Source organism: Pseudarthrobacter sp. RHLT3-21, assembly GCF_059383495.1.
Window position 1 is genome coordinate 17525 of the sequence record NZ_JBWZCI010000024.1, and the last position, 20050, is coordinate 37574.

Genomic DNA, 20050 nt, shown 5'->3' on the forward strand with positions numbered 1-20050 from the left:
GGAAACGAAGGAATCGTCACGTCGGTACTCACAGCATGTCCCTTCTGATACGTTTCTCTAGCCTGGTGAGGACCGCGTTGACCAGCACGCTGAGAACAATCACCACAGCGATATAGGCCCACATGTCGGCGGTGTTGAGTTCGCGGTAGTAGAAGCCGGCGCGGAAACCGATGCCTTGTGCTGCCAGGATGAATTCCATGGCAACAGTGCCGATTACCGCGTAGATAAAGCCCAGCTTTACTCCCGGGAAAATCAGAGGTGTCGCCGCAGGGAACAGGACCTTCAGGTAATACTGGCGGGGAGAAGCGCTCACGGAGTTGGCGAGCTTATGAAGAATGGGCTTGATTGATTTCAGCGCGACCATCGTCGTCAACGCAATCGGGATGAGGGACATCGAGGCCGCTATGAGAATGATCGGCCCCGCATTCAGTCCCATGACGGCCAGCAGAACCGGATAGAACAACAGGGTGGGCATTGCATATCCCGTGACGATGAACGGCTCAAGGATGCGGCCGGCCGCCGGTACCCGCCACAAGAACACCCCCAACGGGATTCCCAGAACAAGTCCGATGGTGAACGCAATCAGGATTGTCGTCAGTGTACGGGCTGCGTCTTGGCCAAATCGTTCCGTCGGAACGATCGAGACAAGCCGCGCGAGAATCTCCGAGGGTGACACCATGAGCGCCGGGCTTATCATTCCCGTTCTGGTGGTGACCTCGAGAATGACGATCAGCGCCGCCAAAATAGCCCAGCGGACCATGGCTGCTCGGCGTACGAGAGTATCCCTCTGCTTGGGCGGGACTGGCAGGGTCTTTTCCAGGACAGTCACGCGAGCCGCGCCCCTGGGCCGAGCGTCTTTTCCGCCTCCACCTTCACAAGTGCCCACAGGTGGTCTTCCAATTCCCGGAACCTTGGCAGCGCGTGTGTTCCCTCCGGCCGGGGGCGCGGCAAATCGATGGTCACCACCTCTTTGACAATTGAGGGCCTCGCTGACATGACCCAGACTTCGTCGGAGAGGTAGACGGCCTCCTGGATGTCGTGCGTGATAAACAGGACGCGGTTGCGCGTTTTTTCCCAGATGCGCAACAGCTCCCGGCCAATGAACTGCCTGGTCTGCTGATCCAGAGCGCCGAACGGTTCGTCCATGAGCAGGACGCGCGGTTCCATGGCCAGCGCCCGGGCAATAGCCACGCGCTGCTTCATTCCGCCCGAGAGTTGGCCCGGGCGGTGGTCTTCGAAACCTTTCAGTCCCACGAGCTCAATCATGCGACGGGCGCTGTCATAGCGTTCAGCTTTGGAGATGCCCTTGACTTCCAGTCCGAAAGCCACATTGTCCAACACGGTGCGCCAATGCAAAGTGGAGTCCTCTTGGAACACCATTGCAGTATCGCGCCGGGGCCCGGTCACCTTCTCTCCGTTGATGCTCACGGATCCCTGTGTGGGCTTGAGCAGGCCGCCGACCATATCGAGCAGAGTGCTCTTGCCGCAGCCGCTGGGGCCTATCACGGACACGAACTTGCCTTCCGGTATCGCTCCGGAAACGTTCTCGACGGCCCGGGTAACCCCGGCACCTGTATCGAAAGTCATTCCTATGTTGTCGAAAACGACGTCGTTTTCGTGTCCTATCGAACGCATGGTGGGTGACTGACTCATGAGAGAAAGTTCTTCATGACGATGGCATTCATGTCCGGTTCCTTGGTCAGTTGGCCCTGAGCCTTACCGGCAGCGACGACGGCGGCCAACTGGGCGTCAGTAAAGTCGAGGCTGTAGAATTTCTGGGAGTTTTTTAGCGCTTCAAGCGCAACTTTCGGTTCGTACTTGATGGCCTTGCCGTATGCATCGGCCGCTTTTTCCAGATCGTTTGAGATGAGGTCCATAGCCTTCTGGAGCGCCCGGCCCCATCCCTTCAATGCCTCGGTGTTCTTGTCGATGAATGACCCCGTCGCAACCAGGGAAGTATCCGACCAATCCGTCACATAGTCGCGGGACCGCCAGATAACCTTCCCGCCACTTTCGGAAGCGATTTTCTCGGAAAGAGGGGATGCCGTCCAAGCAACATCGACGACGTTCTTTGACACCGCAGTCCAGGAATCGCTCGCGGATCCGACGCTGATCAGTTCGACATCCTTGCCGGGAACAAGACCGGCCTCCCGCAGGGTACGGTCTGCAAAATAGGAGGAGTTTGATCCGGGTGTACTGACTGCAACTTTCTTGCCTTTGAGATCCTGGATGGTCTTGATCGGGGAGTCTGGCAGCGCGATGAAGTCAACGGAAGCAGCCGTGTAGAGGTTGCCGAAGATCCTCACATCCATCCCCTTTTCCGCGGCAATGAAGACGGGGATGGTTGAAGAGGTGCCGAATCCAATACCCGACTCAATCCCTCTGACCGTATCCAGCCCTCCCGGGAACTGGATGTGTTCCAGCGTGAGGCCCTCTTCCTCGTAGTAGCCCTCGGACTGGGCGATGAAGAACGGAGCCGAGTGGATCAAACTCGCCAAGCCCGTAATCGCGACATCACCGGAATACCCTTTGGAAGCGCCACCGCCGCTGCCCCCAGCCTGCCCGCAACCCGTCGTGAGCCCTAGAAACACGACGCCCCCCGCTGCGGCCGATAGTTTCAAGAATCCCCGGCGGTCCGGATTGCCTAAGGTCGATTGCATGCGTTTCTCCTCGTCATTGTGTGTAGCGCATGATCCAGTAAGTGAAACACATCACTTCACTGCTGTCCAGATTATTCTTCTGCTAGGCAGAGTCTTGCTCTCGTACAAAGTCGAGCGCTACAACCGCACCATGCTCGATGAATGGGCCTACGCGGAAGCCCTACGCATCAGAAACCGCGCGTGTTGCCGCTCTGGCCAAAGTGGGATGCCGCTTGGAGTTGCCGCCGTGGCAATCGGCGGAACCACGGGGGTCCATGACCGGCTGTTCGTCCGGACCGCGGCCCCGCCCTGACGCCCGAGATCGTCAGCCCACGTCGCGACCAGGCATAGCCCGATCATCCATCCTCCAGCGCATGAGGTCGAACTCCCCGGAATGTCGGATGGAAAACTAACATTGCCGACGACAAAGGGACCTGAATCATGCCTGCGTGTGGAACTCCGACACGTCGGCTGCAATCTGATCTAGAAAATTGCACAGCGAATTACGCGCTGGCCCACCCTTTGTGCGCTCGGCGCCGACTGCTTCCCCGCTGCGGGTCTTCCTGGCCTTGGCAGCCCCTTTGCCCATGGTCACTGAGGCGCTGGGGTGTGTGCCCTCGCTGCGTTCGGCCGCGAGGCGTCCGCGTATCTGAGTTTCGTTCGCCCCGGTGTTTGCCAAGGATTCAGCGAATAATCATTGTTCAACCTTACATATCTTCATTATCGGCGTTTCAAAGCGCGGGAGTTGCAGTGGATGCGAGAACTCCCGTCGCGTGTCCGTGTCCATCTAAGTTGACGCACTGCAGTCATACCCCAGAGCACGGCTGGCTTCCAGGCCAGCGCGGGCAACCACGGGTCCCAGCCGTTCGACGTCGGCGGGCCCAATCCGCTGGTTAGGAAACCCCAGGCCGATAGCGCAAGTGAGCCGCCCGGCGTGGTCGAATACGGGTGCACTGATGGAACCGACGTCCTCGTTCCGTTCCCCAAAAGCCGCATAAAACCCCTGTTCCCGGGCCATAGCCGCCTGTTTCTGGAGCTTTTCCAAGGACGCCGGCGTGCCGGGGGTAAAACTGTCGAGTCCGTGCTCGTCCAGGGCATCCCACGCCTCGGGGTCGAATGCAAGAAAAATTTTGCCCGGAGCTCCGGCATGCAGCGGCATCACCATGCCCACCATGAACGGCCGCATCACCACGTGGCGCGTCTCGGCAACGGCAACGATGGTCCGGAAGGCCCCATCCCGGACGTATAGGCATGCGGTCTCACCTGTGTCGTCGCGCAATTGCTGCAAGACCGGTTTCACCAAGCGGACCACGTCCAGCCCGAACGTCCCGGGAGTAGCCCAGCGCACCAGCCCGATGCCGATCCGGTACCGGTCGCCCTCGCGGTCCAGGAAGCCTTCCCGCAGCATGTTCTGCACCAGCCGCTGGCAGGTGCTGGAAGGCAGGCCCGTCTTCCGGATGATCTGCTGAAGCGTCGGCTCCGGAGCGTCGACCGAAAAACAGTCCAGGATCTCCGCCACCTTATGCAGGACCAGCAGGGGTGAGGCCCCAGCGCCCGGTTCCGTCGCCACTTTTTGTACATCCCTTCAGCTACTGTTCCGTGAGAGCCTCCAGCTTAGTGAGCCGGAAGCGGACCTTCGGAACGTGATCTATTTGACATCCTAGCCGGGTGACCCACATCATGGGACGAGAACCCACAGTGTGGGTCATATCCCTCAAGCCCCAGCACAAAGACGTGGAGAAACCATGAGCACCCCCGAAGTCACTTGCGAAACCGCGCCCGAGCCCAAGCGCCCGGGCTCCTCCCGGGTGGGACTGATCGTCCCCAGCTCCAACACCACCATGGAGACTGAACTGCCGGAGCTGTTCCGCCGCCAGGCCGAGGCGACCGGCCACAAATACACGTTCCACTCCGCCCGGGCGGGCATGAAGAAGGTCACCCGGGAAGAGCTGCTGGCCATGGTGGGCAAGGCAGCTGACTGCGCGGAGGCAGTCTCCGACGCCGACGTGGACGTCATCGCCTACGCGTGCCTGGTCGCCGTCATGGCGCAGGGCCCCGAGGCCCATGTGGGCTCGGAGAAAGTTATCGCGGACGCCGCCGCCGGCAACGGCCACCCTGCCCCGGTCACCAGCAGCGCGGGCGCCCTGGTCCGGACCCTGCAGGAAATCGGCGCACGCAAGGTGGCCATGATCACCCCCTACATGAAGCCGCTCACCCAGATGGTTGTGGACTACATCGAAGGCTCGGGCATCACCGTGCTGGACGCGATCAGCCTCGAGGTGGCGGACAACCTTGACGTCGGCTGCCTTGACCCGCAGAACCTGCCCGCGCTTGCCCGCAGCCTGCAGCGCGAAGGTGCAGACGCCGTCGTACTTTCCGCCTGCGTCCAGATGCCGTCGCTGGCCGCGGTCCAGGCGGTGGAGGACGAACTCGGGCTGCCGGTCATCACGGCGGCCACGGCCACCACGTACGAGATCCTCAAGGCCCTCGGCCACCAGCCCGCCATCACCGGAGCCGGCAGCCTGCTGTCCGGCGCCGGCGTCCTCACCCCCGCGAACTCCTAGGCGGCCGGCACCATGTCCCTGTCACTTATCGCGTTCCTGGTCCTGGTGGCGGCCTTCGCCGTCGGCTCCTTCACCAAAATCAACGCCGGCCTGCTGGCCACCGTGGCCGCGTTCGGCGTCGGAACCCTCCTGGCCGGCATGTCCATCAAGGACGTCATCGGCCAGTTCCCCGCCGGGCTGTTCTTCATCCTGGTGGGTGCCACCCTGCTCTTCGCCATTGTCCGGATCAACGGAACCATCGACCTGCTGGCGTACTGGGCTGAACGGCTTGCCGGCGACCGGAAGATCCTGGTCCCCATCCTGATGTTCCTGCTGACGGCCGCCTTGGCTTCGGCCGGCGCGTTCACCCCCGCGGCCATCGCCATCGTGGCCCCGGTAGGCCTGGCGCTGGGCATGCGGTTCGGCATCAGCACCCTTGCCATGGGCCTCGTCATTGTCCAGGGCGCCAACGCCGGCGCTTTCTCCCCGGTCAACCCTTTCGGCGTGCTGGCCAACAAGATGCTGGACAGTGCCGGAGCCACGGACGGTTCCTTCAAGCTTTACGCCTACTGCTTCGTCTTCAATGCCATCCTGGCCGCGATCGCTTACGTCCTGGTCCAGGCCATTATGAAGCGCCGCACGGCCAAGGTGGAGGCCCGTCACCAGACCGGTGACGCTGGAGATGTAAGGCACGACGGCGGTGCTGCCGCTCCCGCCGGAAGCAGCGCGACAGGCCCGTCCGGGACAGCAACGGCTGTCCTTACCGCCCCGGCGCACACCGCCGTCGCTGCCGGAAACACCACCCTGACCGGCCCCGAGAAGGTAGCCGCAACGCCCATGCGGATCCTCACCCTGGTGGGCATTGCCGCCCTGCTGGTGCTCACCACCGTCCTGGGCCTGGACGTCGGCGTCGCTTCGCTGGTCATTGCCACCGTGCTGATCGTCCTGGACTCGAGCGTGCAGAAGCCGGCAGTGGAAAGCATGCCGTGGTCCGCGATCATCCTGGTGACAGGCATCGTCACCTACGTGGGCATGCTGGAAAAGATGGGTGCGTTGAAGGAACTCCAGGAAGGCATCGCCGGCCTGGGCAACAGCTCCCTTGCCGCTCTGCTCACCAGCTATGTGGTGGCCATCGTCTCGGCCTTCGCCTCCACCACCGGCACCCTCGGCGTGATCAGCCCGGTGGTGGCACCCATTGCCATGGATCCGCTGCTCACCCCCGTTGGGGTTGTGACGGCCATTGCCATCAGCTCCTCGGTGGTTGACGTGAGCCCGATGTCCACCAGCGGCGCCCTGCTGATGGCGAGCGCGCAGCCCAAGGACGAGCGGATGTTCTTCCGGGCGCTGCTGCTCTGGGCCATCGCCATGATCGGCATAGTGCCGCTCCTGGTGTGGTTCGTGTTCGTGCAGCTCGGCCTCGGCTAAACACTGCGAAGCTGAAGGGATAAGGGGTGTCCTGACGGGCGCCCCTTTCCCTAAGTTTTTATGCCTTCGGGCGGAAATGCCCCGGCCAGTCCTTAAGCCGGATCCGGTTGAGGTCGTGGATGGTGTCCAGGGTGCCCCACTCGTCCAGGCCCAGCCGGGACAGCGGCTCCAGCAGTTCGATCCGCGGGTGGCTCCCGTCCAGCACCGCGTCGCTTACGGCAGCGTGCGTCACTTCGCCGAAGACCAGGATGGAGTCTCCCATCGGCAGGACCGAGTGGAGGCGGCATTCGAGCACCGCCGGGGATTCCTTGACCCGCGGCGCACCCACGGTGAGGCTCGGCTCCCGCGTGAGGCCGGCGGCGTCGAACTCGCTGACGTCCGGGGGGAAATTGGTGCCGGTGGCGTTGACCTCCTCCAGCAGCGAGGCCGGGGCAAGGTTCACCACGAACTCGCCGGACTTGGTGATGTTACGGAGCGAATCCTTTTCCCCCACCGAGGTGAACTGCACAATGGGCGGATTCGTGGAAGCCACCGTGAAGAACGAGTGCGGGGCAAGATTGTCAACGCCCTCCGGGGAGACACTGGAGACCCACGCGATGGGCCGGGGCACCACCACGGCGGTGAGTAGCCGGTAGAAATCGCGGGCGGACGTGTCAGTGGGGCTGAAATCAGTTCGCATGCTGCCAGACTACGGGCAGGGAAGGAGACAGGACATGAGGTTCCAGCCATACCGTTCACCATCAACGGGGTGCGAGGTGCGCGCCATCCTCTTCGACACGTTCGGCACGGTGGTGGACTGGCGCACCGGCGTTGCGCGGCAGGTGGATGCCTTCGCCGCGGCGCGCGGGCAGGAGCTCGACGCCGAGGCGTTCGCCAGTGAGTGGCGCGCGCTGTACCAGCCAGCCATGGAGGCCATCCGCTCCGGATCCCGTGAATTCGCCACCCTGGACACCCTCCACCGCGAAAACCTGGACCAGGTGCTCCGCAGCCACGGCTTCGACCCGGACCGGCTGGACGCACGGACCCTGGAGGAGTTGAACAGATCCTGGCACCGCCTGCCCCCTTGGCCGGACAGCGTGGAGGGCCTGGCCGCGGTCCGCCGCGGCTACATCGTGGGCCCGTTGTCCAATGGCAACACCTCGCTGCTTGTGGACATGGCCAGAAACGCCGGGCTTCCGTGGGACGTGATCATCGGCTCGGACATGACGCGCACGTACAAGCCGCTGCCGGCGGCCTACCTTCGAACTGCGGAGTTCCTGGACCTTGGGCCCGGCGAGGTGATGCTCGCGGCCGCACACAACAACGACCTGCGTGCTGCCCGGGAGGCCGGGCTGGCAACGGCGTTCATCGCGCGCCCCACCGAATACGGCCCGAGCCAGGTTGCGGACCTGACGCCGGAGAGTGATTGGGACCTCCTGGCGTCGAGCATCACCGGGCTGGCTCACCAGCTCGGTGCCTGAGCTGCGTAACTCCTCCGCCCGTCCGGCCGCGGGTGGAGTGGAGCCCTGCCGTCGGTGGGTTAACCTCCACCGCTTAAGGAACGCTAAGCCCGCACTGCCCCAGCGCTTCCGGGAGTTCGGTCAAGGTCGCGACGGTGTAGTCGGGGGCGGCGAAATAGTCCGGGTAGTTGGCCCCGTTCCGGTTGATCCACGCTGTTCCCAGCCCGGCCCGGGCTGCCCCGTGGATGTCCCAGGGGTGCACGGCAACGAGCATCATTTCGCCAGGTTCCACGCCGCAGGCCCCGGAGGCGTAGTGGTAAGCGGTCGCTGCCGGCTTCCACGCTGGGGCATCCTCCACGGAAAGAAGTAGCTCGAACTGGTCCAGGATTCCGGCGGGCGTGAACAGTTTTTCTGCGACCTGGGCGGAGCCGTTGGTCAGCGTGACCAGCCGGTATCCGGCTGCCCGCAAGGCCCGGACGCCATGCGGGACGTCGGGATGCAGGCTGAGTCCTGTCATTCCCTCCATGACATGCGCCACCGCCTGGTCCAGGTCCATCCCTATGTCCGAAGTGGGTAGCAGCCCGCGCAGGGCCTCTGCGCCGATCTCGGCGAAGGCGCCGTTGCCGCCGGCAGCGGTGAGCGCGAAGCCGTCCCGCAGCAGCGTGGCAAACCAAAGTTTCGCCAATTGGGCCGGAGCGCCGACTTCGGCGAACCGCACCCCCATAGGCGACATGTCCGAAAGTGTTTCGTTGACATCGAAAACAATGACTGACGGTGCGCTGTTCATGGGTTCCCTTCGTCTTCACGGTCACGTAGCTCTTCAATCCGACCAATTGCCGCGCCCGGGCCATCGATGCTTCATCCAGTCTGCGCGCCGGTCCCAGACGGGCTCGGCGCGCAGGTCGGGATCGGATTTTCAGAAACAAGGCCTCCGGTCGTACACCCGTCCCCAGCTGGCCGAACTGATGCGCTTCGCCCTGACTGAGGCACTGTCGTGGTCCACAGCATGGACCGGCTCGCCAGCAACCTCGATGGCCTGCGTTCAGTGGTCCAAGCAATGACCGCTGTTAACGCCAACCGATAATAGGGCCATTAGTGCCAATTGAAAACGGGGCCACGGGGTTGTGGTTCTATTGTGCCGTACTGGCGGCGGGTTGGTGTTTTTTGAGCCGGTAGCTGTTGCCTTTGAGGCTGATGACGTCGGCGTGGTGGACGATCCGGTCGATCATGGCCGAGGCGATGGTCAGGTCTCCGAAGACGTCGCCCCAGCGGGCGAACGGGAGGTTGGACGTCAGGATCATGGAGGCGTGTTCGTAGCGGCTGGAGACGAGCTGGAAGAACAGGTTCGCCGCGTCCTGGTCGAACGGGATGTAGCCGACTTCGTCAATTATGAGGAGCCCGTAGCGGCGGAGTTTGACCAGTTCCTGGGCGAGTTTCCCGCGGGAGTGGGCTTCCTGGAGGCGGGCGACCCAGCCGGTGGCGGAGTCGAAGAGGACCCGGTGCCCGGCCTTGGCTGCCTTGATGCCGATGCCGACCGCGAGGTGGGTTTTGCCGGTGCCGGGTGGCCCGAGGAGGACCACGTTTTTGGCCCCAGAGGAACACCCCGGTGCCCAGGTGCGCGATGAGGTTCCGGTCCGCGGAGGGCTGGTGGTCGAAGTTGAACTCCTCGAGGTCCTTGTGGGCCGGGACCTCGCGGCCTTGATCCGTGTCGCCGCTCCTGAGGCTTCGCGTTCGGAGACTTCACGGGAGAGGACCGCTGCCAGGTACTCCTCATGAGTCCAACCGGCGTCCCTGGCCTGGTCCCCGAGCCGGCGGAACCCATCGCTGATCCGCGGTGCGCGCAGGGCCCGGGCGTAGTACTCGATCTGTGACGGCGTCCCGGTCATGAGGCCACCTCCAGATGCGCAGGTTGCTGGCCGAGGTCAATGCCGAAGATCTCGTCATAGGCGGCCAGATCCCGCACCTGCACCGCTTCCACTGGTTCGGGGCGGTGGACTCTTTGGGTCCGGAAGTCCCGGCGCATCACCGCCGCACGGGCCGCATGGACAGGATCGGTCACCACCAGGTGCCTGGCCCAAGCCCGGACGTGGGTGGCGATGATGACACCCTCATGAGCGACCCAGACGGTGTCCAGATCAGCGATGACATCCACGATCCGCCCAATGAATGAAGGGTCCACGGAATAGTCGTTGGAGAACACCCGCACGTAGTAATCCCGCGGGAGCCGCACCGCGTTGCGGAACACCGACTCCGGGGTCACCGGCGGCAGCTCCCGCATCCTCTCCCGGTCCAGGACAATCAGCTCGTCCGGGCGGCCGTGGCGGGACCGCGAGTACCGGTGATTAGCCTTGGGCAGCCAGTCCTCCAGCTGGCCATTGAAATCCGCTGGGGAGCGAAAATCCCGGCCCGGCATGAAGCGCTGCCGGAAGAACCTATTCATCCGCTCGACCATGCCCTTGGACTCCGGATCCCGCGGCGGAAGCAGCTTGATCTCCAACCCCAGGGACCCGGCGAACGCGGCCACCGGCTCCGTGGGCCGGCGCCTGCCGATGCCGGACTCGTTGTCCCACAACAACCGCGACGGAACCGCCTGCGCGTCCTGCAGCAGAGTCCACATCCCACCCAGAAGATCCGGCGTCGTCCGCGACGGCAGCATCCGCGCCTGGATAAATCCCGAGAACGCCGAAGTCATCACCAGCACCGGCGGCGTATCGGCCTGGCCCTCACCAACGGGCAGCGGCTCATGCGGGAACCACAGATCACACTGGACCTGGAACCCCGGCTCGTGAACCAAACGGTCAGCCGGATCCGGCGGGGCGTACTCAGGCCGGATCGCGGCGACCTTCGCCCGGAACAAAGACGCGGAACCGGACCAGCCCACCCGCTCCGCGAGCGTCGCGGCAGGCATCGTCGGCGTCTTCACCAACAACTCCCGCACCCTGGGAGCAAACGCATCAAAACTCGACACTCCGGCCGCCCGCTGATACTTCGGCGCCCGGTCCGACTCCAGCGCCCGATCCACCGTTCCGCGGGAAACCCCCACGATCCTGCCGATCTCACGCTTCGAGTGCTTGCCCGTCGAAAACAGGTGGCGTATCTCCGCCCAATCATCCAAATTGATCACTTCCATAATGGTCGGTGGCCCTATTTTCAGTTGGCGTTCCTGGCCCTATTTTCGGTTGGCGTTAACAGCCTCCGGCACACCTGACGCTGACCGGGAAAGGGAACAAGAGCCGTGTCGTCCCCCTGGGCGACAAAACGGTCGAACACCTTCAGGTCTATCTCAATGAGTTCCATCCCCAGCGGGCAAACCGGCAGGCAACGCGCCCGCTGTTCAACAGCCTCCATTTCGGGGAACCCACCAGGCTCTCGGAGGACAGCATCTCGGTAATCCTCAAGCAGGCTGGGGACAGGGCCCGGAATTCCTGTCCGTCGATCCCCGTCAAGCTGCACTGCCACATGGTCCGCAAGACCAAAGCCATGGCCTCTACAAGCAGGGGATTCCGCTGCCGATCATCATGCAACTGCTCGGACACGAAAGCATGAGCACCACCTCAGCCTTCTACGCCTTCGCCACCCTCGAGATGATGAAAGAAGCGCTGAACGCCGCAACGCCCGGAATCAACCACGCTGACACCGAGTGGCTCAGCGAAGAGAAACTGCAAATCCTCCATACGCTCCGGTAACCCCGGAAACGCTAAGCCGAGGAAAGAATCTCGATTCCCCGCATGGCAATGGCAGCAGCAAGGTTCCTCGGCTTAGCGTTTTCCTCGGCATAGTCGGCGTGGACGATCTGTGGGATGCCGTGGATGCCGAAGATTTCCTTCATCATTTCCACGGCCAGTTCGCCAGACTCTTGGGCATGGACGTAGGCGCCGACAATGTAGCGCGAATAGATGTCGATCATGACGTAGCAATCGTAGTATTTGCCCTTGATCGGGCCGGCGAGCTTGGTGATGTCCCAGGTGTAAACCTGCCCGGGTAAGGTCGCGACCAACTCCGGGATGGCCCGGGCCGGGTGGCGTGCCTGTCGACGGCGTTCCTTGACCTGCCGGTTCTCCTCCAGGACGCGGTAGAACGTGGAGATTGAGCACAAATAGATGCCTTCATCCAGGAGCCGGGCATAGATCTGCACCGGCGGCAGGTCGATGAAATCCTTCGAGTTCACGGTCGCCAGGATGTGGGCACGCTCGGCCGCTGAGAGCTTATTTACCGGTGCCGGGGCAGGCAGCGGGTCTTCCGCCGGGGTTCGGGGTTTGCGGGTCGCTGTGGCCCTGGAGATCCCGGCAATCACGGCCGCTTCCCTGGTTGGGATGTCCGCTTGGGTGAGGGCGGTGTAGGCAGACATCAGGGTTTCTTGTACCAGGGCTGCTGCTCCGCGCTTTCGGAGATATCCTCCAAAAGCAGTCGTGCTTTTTCCATAATCGACAACGCAGCCGCAGTCCGTGCCAGCTTGCGTTCGCTCACCTCCAGCTGCCGACGTAGACGTCCAATTTCTGCCTGTTCAGCAGTGGGCTTGCCGATCTTTTCTCCGGGCTTCTTGCCCTCCAGGACGCCGGCGTCACGGAGCTTGCGCCACTCGGTGATTTGGGATGAATACAGGCCCTCGCGGCGCAGGTATGCCCCGCCGCCGGTGCCATCGTCACAGGCCTGCTGATACGCATCCAAGTACGCCAATTTTTGTGCCGGGGTGAACGACCTTCGAGGGGACGGCCCACCGGCGCGGGGGCCAGCATTACTCATGGACCCATCTTCCCGCACCGGGGAAATCGTGGAGATAGACATTGCTGATGTTCCTGATTCTCGCCCTACGGATTAGACGAACTTGCTATGAGCCGCTGGCCTCATCCAACCCTGACACGTAGGGGCACCGCCATCGGAGACGACCTTGCAAACCACCTGGGAACCCTATGGAACCCCGACAGCCGGAAACTCATGGCCTCATCTGAACGAAACGACAGGTTCCTCCCCTCTGCAAAGGCCAGGGACTATGACACCAGACTTCAATATTTCAACGCGATCCACGCTGCACTCTCAACTATCCAAAAACCGGATCATAAAGACTGATCTGACAGCCCTGCTTTCTTAATCTGCACAGTTCAAACCCTGTAGCCATGACCCGCGAAGTGGCAGATTTTCCATCTTCGACACCCACCACTCCCCTGCCATCGGTGAGGACCGCGGACGGGTCAGGCGTCACATAGGTCCGAACGGCGATATCAGCGCATCTGTCGCGTGTCAGGCTGAGTTCCAAGAACCCCGGTACCGAACGTCAACCATACGGAAAGACGACCATAGCCTGACATGGCGCAGGTTCCTTCCTGACGTTTGGTTGGGGTATGCCCTAACCGGACGGTCAATAACGCTCCCCCGCGACTACCGACCACCCTTCATAGCGAACTCGGGTTCTGACCGTCTGCGCCGGATTCCGCCGCCGTCGGCGTTTGGCATGCCCGGCCCTAACTACAGCCATAACGGTGCATTTGCCGTCGGCCCTGACGGTGAGCCACTAGCCATCCAGGATGGTGTTACGGACCACGTCAGTAAGGGTCGTTTTCTACTTGACCCTCGTCCCTTCACAGCATGGTTGCATCCGACGTCCAGCTGCAATGTCTGTCCATCCGCCAACCAAGGAAACTCGCTCAGCGTGGGGCACTTCGGTTCAACCGCCACTTCCTTGCAGAAGGGTTTCAAGAATCGCTGTTACGCCCTCAGTAGCCAAGACTGTGGTGGCGGTTTTCGTGCTCTTGCTGGCAGCCTGGCCCAGGTTCAGACTTCCGGGCACGCAGCCCCCGATCTCGATCCAAGCAGCCTGAATTAGACCGGCTTTTGTGCTGTTCACCCATCTCTCGTGGCTGACCACCACGGTTGAATCCTGCCGTCTTTGACTGATTCAAGTTTCAGGATGAGCTGTGTGGTGGCCTGCTGGACGGCTGCGAGCGTGTTGAGGAAGGCTTGCTCGCGGCCTACTTCCTCCACCAGGGTATGCGTAGGGATAGGAGCGGAGAAGCCCGGCCCGATATCTCCTACGACGGCCCCCAATCCTACGTTGCGAGCCATTGCCCGAGACGTGACTCCGCCTACGACCTTGCCCTGGAATGATAGACGGTCCATCAAGCCCTCTCCTGTCAGGACAAAATCAGCTCTTTCTAGAGCGTTGTCAAGACCGAGAGCATTCGCAACGTAGTCGAACCCACGAACAAGAGTTCCACCGAGGGCAAGCATGCCGCCGGCGAGCCCTCCGGCCGCCCCAGCCCCCGGGACAGTGCTTACGTCAATGCCGAATTGGCCCAAGTACGTGGCTGCGACTACGTCCAGCCGTTCAGTCAGCTCGGCAATTTGGTGGTGCGAGGCGCCTTTTTGGGGACCGAACTCCCTGGCTGCATCCCGGAAGGCGGTATTTACATCACACACCACCATCAGTTCGGCTCCGGCCGGGATTGAGGAGACCTCTCGCACGGCTCCGATTCCGCCATCGGTTGTTGCAGACCCGCCGAGGGTAAGAACTACGCGGTGGGCTCCTCTATCGAATGCTTCCCGGATGAGTTGTCCAGTTCCCGACGTGGTGGCGTTCATCGGATCGTTCGTGCCTGTGGGCAGCAATGCGAGACCCGAAACTCGGGCCATTTCGATGACAGCGACTCCGTCAACGAGGCGCCAGGGTGCTCGGCAGGGGCGTCCGTTTGGTCCTGCGACTACAGACGCTTCGGTGGCACCGCCCAGGGCCTCTAGGGTGCCCTCTCCACCATCTGCAAGTGGGAGGGCCTCGGCAGTGTGGCCGAGTGCGCGGGCCGCGGAGGCCATGGCTTCTGCGACGTCTGAGGCATTCGCAGAGCCTCGGAACTTGTCCGGTGCTGCCAAGACATGCATAGGTCCTCCTCATGGGGTACTCGTGACGTGGGACACGGAAACCCTTGTTTTCGGTTGAGATAGAAGTTACCTTATTACGAACCGGGTTCCCAGATGCGAACCCGAGCGATTTTCAAGGGTCACAACGAGGAGACTTATCAATGACTAGGCAGAGCCGGGCCGTAGTACTTTCAGCCTTTGAAACACCGTTTGAGCTTCGGACCTTTGAGATTCCGGAACCAGGCGAAAACGCCGCGATCGTCGATGTGGAGTTCGCCGGAATTTGCGGCACGGACGTCCATCTGCAGGCCGGACGGCTGCCCATTCCCACGCCCGTTGTGCTCGGTCATGAAACAGTGGGTCGGATCGCCGCGCTCGGTGCTGGCCTGACCCACGACGTACTGGGCGCGAAGCTCGCGGTCGGTGACGCCGTAGCCTGGCAGAACAGCATCGCGTGCGGACGCTGCAAGTACTGCCTCGTTGAACAACAGCCGACCCTGTGTGTCGGCTCCCGACGTATTTACGGGATCAACCAGTCAGCCGACACTTTCCCGGGACTTTCGGGAGGCTGGGCGGACAGCATGTACTTGCAGCCGGGCACTACCCTCGTCAAGCTCCCGGAAGGCATCACTCCCCGCGACGTCATCCCGCTCGGTTGCGCCGGACCCACCGCAGTGCACGGCGTCCTCTACGAGACCAAAATCAGGTTCGGCGACACGGTCGTCGTTCAAGGAAGCGGACCCGTCGGTGTTGCAGCGGCAATCTACGCTCAGCTGTCCGGAGCGGGGAAAGTTATCATCGTCGGCGGACCTGCATCGCGGCTTGAGACAACGGCACAGCTCGGGGTGGGGCATGCGCACTTCGACGTCACGGACGGGACGAGCTCCGAGGACCGCGTCGCCGCCGTCAAGGCACTGACACCGCTGGGCCTCGGAGCGGACGTCGTGATCGAATGTGCCGGCATCCCTTCCGCAGTGGCCGAAGGGATTGACATGGCACGCCCAGGCGCCCAGTACTGCGTCATCGGACAGTACACCGACCATGGCACCACGCCGATCAACCCCCACTTCATCACGCGCAAACAGCTGACCGTCCAAGGATCATGGGGCTTCTCCCCGCAGCACTTCATCCGCTACATCACAACCCTCCCGCGGCTCCTGGCGGAATTTGACCTCGCCAGCATCCTCACCGAGTACCCGCTGGAGCAATCCAATGAGGCGATTGAGCACGTCCAGGCAGGCAAGGTCATGAAAGCGGTTCTGCGGCCTGCTCTGGTTGGAAACTGAAATGCCCGGAACCTGCCTCGTATACGAGGACGTTGCCCCAGTTGACGATGAGCTACTCGCCCGCTGCGCCAAACTTCCTACTGCGGCATTTTCTGACGCCATGCAGCGCTTCGGGGGAGCCGTTGGCCTCGCTCCCATTGTCGGCAATTCCAGCGGCTCACAGGTCGTTCGCCTGGTCGGCCGGGCACTGACAGTACAGACCCGCGCCGGTGACAATCTCGTGGTGCACAAGGCAGCCGACCTTGCAGTGGCCGGGGACATACTTGTCATTGACGCCGGAGGCCAGACGGACCGGGCGATCGTGGGCGGCCTGCTGGGCAGCTTCGCCCAGAGCAGGGGCGTCAACGGAATAGTCGTCGACGGGGCTGTGCGGGACCTTTCCGAGCTCGCCGCCCTTGATATCCCGGTCTTCGCCCGTGGAGTCTCCCATCTGGGCCCCTACAAGGACGGGCCCGGAGTGATCCGTGGCAACATCGCCATCGGCGGAACGGCCGTGTCCCAGGGCGACCTGGTAGTCGGAGACGAGGACGGCATCGTCTTCATACCACGCCACCGCGCCACTGCGGTGGTGGCCGAAGCCGAGGCCGTCGTTGAGCGCGAACGCCTCACGACCCTGGCCATCAGCACAGACAGCTGGGACCGCCAGTGGGTTGACTCCGGACTCGTCGTCCAACATATGACCCGCTGACAGCCCACCGATCGTGGCACCAACTCGTGAAGGAACAAAAACATGATTGACCAGCAGACCCTAGAATATCCGCAGCGCGTAAACTTCATCAATAACGTCTGGACGGCCAGCACCGGAGCGCCCGTGGACGCTCTGAACCCCGCGGACCGGGATGACGTCGTCGGCGTCGTACCCGATTCCACTCCAGAGGACGTCGACGCAGCCATCGAAGCCGCCGTCAACGCTTTTCCGGGCTGGTCCGCCACCCCCGCACCTGTCCGCGGCGACATCCTGCGCCGCTGGAGCGAACTCATCGAAGAAAACCTGGAGGAACTGGCACGGCTGATGACCCGGGAAATGGGGAAGCCTCTCGCGGAGTCGCGGGGCGAACTGGGACGCGCACGCCTCGAACTGGATTACGCAGCTGGCGAGGGCACCCGAATCCATGGCACCACCATCCCCAGCAGGGTTCCCGGTCAACTCATTTACACGGACCGGGAGCCGGTCGGCGTCATTGCAGCCATCACCCCGTGGAATTTTCCGGCGGTTGCGCCCCTGCGCAAGATCGCCCCGGCGCTCATTTTCGGCAACACGGTCGTCCTCAAGCCGGCGCTCGAGACTCCTTTGACGGCGCTTGCCCTCGCGGCGCTCCTGCGTGATGCCGGGCTGCCGCCTGGCGTACTTAACGTCGTATCGGGCCGGGGATCAACGGTGGGGTCGCAGCTCGCCGCTGACCCCAGGGTTGCCGGAGTGTCGTTCACCGGTTCAACTGGAGTGGGCCGCACTGTCAGTGAGACGGTCGGCCGCCGTTTGGGTGCCGTCCAGCTCGAACTTGGCGGAAAAAATGCCGCGTATGTTCACAGCGCCGGGGATCTGCGTCAGGTGGCCTCTGAGATTACGAACGCAGCCATTCAGGCGACCGGACAACGCTGCACCTCAATCAGTCGGGTGATTGTTCAGGAGGAAATCGCCGACGAGCTAGTCGCCCTCCTCACGGAGGCATGGTCCGGGATGAAAGTGGGCCCAGGCGATGCAGAAGGAACAATTGTCGGCCCATTGGTCAACGATTCACAGCTCAAGCGCGTCCAGAAGTATGTACAGCTGGGCGCCGAAGAAGGTGCCGTCCGCACAACCCCGCACCGTCCGGTGCCCGAGGGCCTCTACCATCCGCCGACGATATTCGACCATGTCACTTCAGACATGGCTGTCGCCCGCGAGGAAATCTTCGGTCCGGTCCTCACCGTCATCCGCGTCCGTGACGCACAAGAGGCGATTAGCATAGTCAACGACACGGAGTACGGCCTGGCAGCCGTGGTCTTCAGCCAGGACCTCGAAGTGGCAATGCGATTCAGCCGCGAGGTTCGAGCCGGGATGGTGCACATCAATCACGGAACCCTCAGCCAGCCCCATGTCCCTTTTGGAGGAGTCAAGGAATCCGGCAGCGGAGCATTCTCCATCGGGCTTACTAACGCCGAGTTCTTCACCCAAACCAAAGTCGTTTACCTCAAGCCGAGCATCTGACTGGCCGCAGATCGACTCGCCGGCCATAGCGCACCTTATGGTGGGTCCGACTAGCCGTGAACCGCTGCGCAACGCCGCGCAGCGCTTGTCCCCGCCCTTCGGCAGGGACGACGGCACACGCCGTGAAGGCACACAAGGCGACCATAACTAGCGAGGAGAGTTCCAATGACGGAACAACGCGTCAAAAGCGAAAGCGAATTCGCGCCCGAGGTCCCCAGCAAGAACCTACCCCCAATGCGGTACAAGGATATGCCGGAGCCCCTCCCACTGCGGAAAGTGATCGGACCGAGCCTGATTCTCACCGGTCTTGCCATCAGTTCCGGGGAATACATCCTGTGGCCCTACATCACCGCTGAAGCCGGGTTGACACTGCTCTGGCTGGCAGTCGTCGGAGTCACCATCCAGTTTTTCCTCAACATGGAAATTGAACGCTGGACCCTGGCGACAGGCGAGACGGCGATCGCTGGCTTCGTCCGCCTCTGGAAACCGTGGGGCTTGGTGATGGCGATCTCGGCCTTTATCACCGTCGTCTGGCCGGGATGGGCAACCAGCGGTGCTACAACGCTCGGCTTTGCCTTCGGCCTGGAACCGTCCAGCTCAAAGTGGATCGCTATCGTGGCACTCCTGGCCATCGCCATTACGTTGACGGCATCGCCAGTGGTCTATAAGACCGTGGAAAAGCTCGAAAGTTTCAAAGTCATCGTGACTTTGCTCTTTCTGATCATTGCGATCGTGTTCGCGGTCAGCGCGCGTGCTTGGGGTGAACTGGACGTGGCCGTCATGAGCATCGGTACTGGCCTGGGTGAGCTGCCAGGGAATCTGAACCCGACTGTTGTCCTCGGCGCCCTCGCATTCGCAGGGGCCGGCGCCCTATCCAATCTCGCTCAGAGCAACTGGATCAGGGACAAGGGATACGGCATGGGCGTTCACATCCCAAGAATCGCGTCCCCTGTGACCGGCGAGGACGTTGCCCAGGCCTCAGTGGGCAGCATGATGCGGCAAGACGAAGTTAACCTCAAGCGCTTCCGCGGGTGGTGGCGTGTGGCCAACATTGAACAGCTTGTGACTTTCTGGGCAATGACGATCCTGTCCATCTTCGTTCTCTCCATGATGGCGTACTCCACCATCTACGGAAAAGAGCTGCCGGGTGCAGGAAACCTGATCTTCATTGAAGGAATGGGCGATGCACTCAAAGAAACCGTCGGACCCTGGTTCGGGGTGCTATTCTGGACAGTCGGCGGCTTCGGTCTGATGCTTTCGGCCCTTGCCAACGTCGACTATGTCAGCAGGGTTATCGCCGATGTGCTCAAGACCGTCTACCTGCAGAAAAGCACGCGCTGGACTGAAAGCCGCATCTACTTTCTGTGCGTCTGGGGCCTGGTCATAGTCGGCTCGACGATTCTGTTGGCCGGCTTTGACCAGCCGCTCACACTGCTCGTGGTTTCCGCGGTTCTCGGTGGAGTGATCATGTTCGTATACACCGGCCTGCTGATTCGGCTGAACCGCACTGCGCTTCCAACCGCGATCCGCCTCAAAGGATTCCGTCTTGCCGCCATGATCGTTGCGGTGCTGTTCTACGGGTATTTCTCGGTTCGAATGGCCGGCGCCTACGCCGTCCAGTTCTTCGGCTGACAGGAGGTTTTCCCCGTGCTGATCAAACGACTTGCTGCCCTGTTCATAG

The 20050-nt window shown here is 62.3% G+C and carries 18 protein-coding genes and 1 pseudogene; 9 read left to right on the top strand and 10 right to left on the bottom strand.

All coding sequences use genetic code 11. The features are described 5' to 3' along the window. Positions 1-28: 28 nt before the first annotated feature. From AC50YA_RS19175 to AC50YA_RS19190, 4 genes are all read right to left on the bottom strand, one after another. Positions 29-760, bottom strand: coding sequence for an ABC transporter permease (locus AC50YA_RS19175; protein ID WP_252614720.1), 732 nt, complete (start codon positions 758-760; stop codon positions 29-31). Between the two features lie 65 nt (positions 761-825). After that, positions 826-1587: an ABC transporter ATP-binding protein gene (locus AC50YA_RS19180; RefSeq protein ID WP_252609642.1), complete on the bottom strand. Its 762-nt coding sequence runs from the start codon at positions 1585-1587 to the stop codon at positions 826-828. Between the two features lie 62 nt (positions 1588-1649). Beyond that, complete coding sequence (locus AC50YA_RS19185; RefSeq protein ID WP_494983797.1) at positions 1650-2660, bottom strand: ABC transporter substrate-binding protein; 1011 nt, start codon at positions 2658-2660, stop codon at positions 1650-1652. A 766-nt stretch (positions 2661-3426) separates the two neighbouring features. Further along, positions 3427-4209: an IclR family transcriptional regulator gene (locus AC50YA_RS19190; RefSeq protein ID WP_252609640.1), complete on the bottom strand. Its 783-nt coding sequence runs from the start codon at positions 4207-4209 to the stop codon at positions 3427-3429. A 175-nt stretch (positions 4210-4384) separates the two neighbouring features. Here AC50YA_RS19190 and AC50YA_RS19195 point away from each other — a divergent pair, with 175 nt between their 5' ends. Further along, positions 4385-5203, top strand: coding sequence for a maleate cis-trans isomerase family protein (locus AC50YA_RS19195; RefSeq protein WP_494983798.1), 819 nt, complete (start codon positions 4385-4387; stop codon positions 5201-5203). Positions 5204-5215: 12 nt separating this feature from the next. After that, entirely contained in the window at positions 5216-6607 is a 1392-nt protein-coding gene (locus AC50YA_RS19200; RefSeq protein ID WP_494983799.1) for an SLC13 family permease, read from the top strand. A gap of 58 nt (positions 6608-6665) precedes the next feature. Here the strand turns inward: AC50YA_RS19200 and AC50YA_RS19205 are convergent, their stop codons facing one another. Continuing rightward, on the bottom strand, positions 6666-7286 hold the full coding sequence (locus AC50YA_RS19205; RefSeq protein ID WP_494983800.1) for a flavin reductase family protein: 621 nt from the start codon (positions 7284-7286) through the stop codon (positions 6666-6668). A 34-nt stretch (positions 7287-7320) separates the two neighbouring features. On the opposite strand from AC50YA_RS19205, the gene AC50YA_RS19210 reads away from it, so the two are divergent. Further along, positions 7321-8067: a haloacid dehalogenase type II gene (locus AC50YA_RS19210; RefSeq protein WP_494983801.1), complete on the top strand. Its 747-nt coding sequence runs from the start codon at positions 7321-7323 to the stop codon at positions 8065-8067. Between the two features lie 73 nt (positions 8068-8140). On the opposite strand, the gene AC50YA_RS19215 is transcribed toward AC50YA_RS19210, so the two are convergent. The 3 genes from AC50YA_RS19215 to istA all read right to left on the bottom strand — a co-directional run bounded on the left by AC50YA_RS19215 (position 8141) and on the right by istA (position 11176). Continuing rightward, a complete protein-coding gene (locus tag AC50YA_RS19215) occupies positions 8141-8833 on the bottom strand; it encodes a haloacid dehalogenase type II (RefSeq protein ID WP_494983802.1) in 693 nt (230 codons plus the stop codon). 343 nt (positions 8834-9176) lie between these two features. Further along, a complete protein-coding gene (gene istB, locus AC50YA_RS19220; RefSeq protein ID WP_494983803.1) occupies positions 9177-9932 on the bottom strand; it encodes an IS21-like element helper ATPase IstB in 756 nt (251 codons plus the stop codon). After that, entirely contained in the window at positions 9929-11176 is a 1248-nt protein-coding gene (gene istA, locus AC50YA_RS19225; protein ID WP_494983804.1) for an IS21 family transposase, read from the bottom strand. The genes istB and istA overlap by 4 nt, the downstream gene beginning before the upstream one ends. 116 nt (positions 11177-11292) lie before the next feature. Between istA and AC50YA_RS19230 the strand changes: the two genes are divergently transcribed. Both AC50YA_RS19230 and AC50YA_RS19235 read left to right on the top strand, forming a co-directional pair. Beyond that, positions 11293-11592, top strand: coding sequence for a site-specific integrase (locus AC50YA_RS19230; protein WP_494983843.1), 300 nt, complete (start codon positions 11293-11295; stop codon positions 11590-11592). Then, entirely contained in the window at positions 11589-11732 is a 144-nt protein-coding gene (locus tag AC50YA_RS19235) for a hypothetical protein (protein WP_494983805.1), read from the top strand. The genes AC50YA_RS19230 and AC50YA_RS19235 overlap by 4 nt, the downstream gene beginning before the upstream one ends. 92 nt (positions 11733-11824) lie before the next feature. Here the strand turns inward: AC50YA_RS19235 and AC50YA_RS19240 are convergent. Together AC50YA_RS19240 and AC50YA_RS19245 are read right to left on the bottom strand one after the other, a co-directional pair. Next, positions 11825-12789, bottom strand: a pseudogene (locus AC50YA_RS19240) (DDE-type integrase/transposase/recombinase); the annotation flags it as partial. Between the two features lie 1095 nt (positions 12790-13884). Continuing rightward, positions 13885-14916: a glycerate kinase gene (locus AC50YA_RS19245; protein WP_494983806.1), complete on the bottom strand. Its 1032-nt coding sequence runs from the start codon at positions 14914-14916 to the stop codon at positions 13885-13887. Positions 14917-15056: 140 nt separating this feature from the next. On the opposite strand from AC50YA_RS19245, the gene AC50YA_RS19250 reads away from it, so the two are divergent. From AC50YA_RS19250 to AC50YA_RS19265, 4 genes are all read left to right on the top strand, one after another. Next, positions 15057-16181 carry a zinc-binding dehydrogenase gene (locus tag AC50YA_RS19250; protein ID WP_494983807.1) on the top strand — a complete coding sequence of 375 codons (1125 nt, stop codon included), beginning with the start codon at positions 15057-15059 and terminating at the stop codon, positions 16179-16181. Between the two features lies 1 nt (position 16182). Beyond that, positions 16183-16869, top strand: a complete 687-nt coding sequence (locus AC50YA_RS19255) for an RraA family protein (RefSeq protein ID WP_494983808.1) — start codon at positions 16183-16185, stop codon at positions 16867-16869. 42 nt (positions 16870-16911) lie between these two features. Then, the gene (locus AC50YA_RS19260) at positions 16912-18369 is read left to right on the top strand and encodes an aldehyde dehydrogenase family protein (protein ID WP_494983809.1); all 1458 of its coding nucleotides are present in this window, start codon (positions 16912-16914) and stop codon (positions 18367-18369) included. A 249-nt stretch (positions 18370-18618) separates the two neighbouring features. Then, entirely contained in the window at positions 18619-20001 is a 1383-nt protein-coding gene (locus AC50YA_RS19265) for an Nramp family divalent metal transporter (protein ID WP_494983844.1), read from the top strand. Positions 20002-20050: the final 49 nt, after the last annotated feature.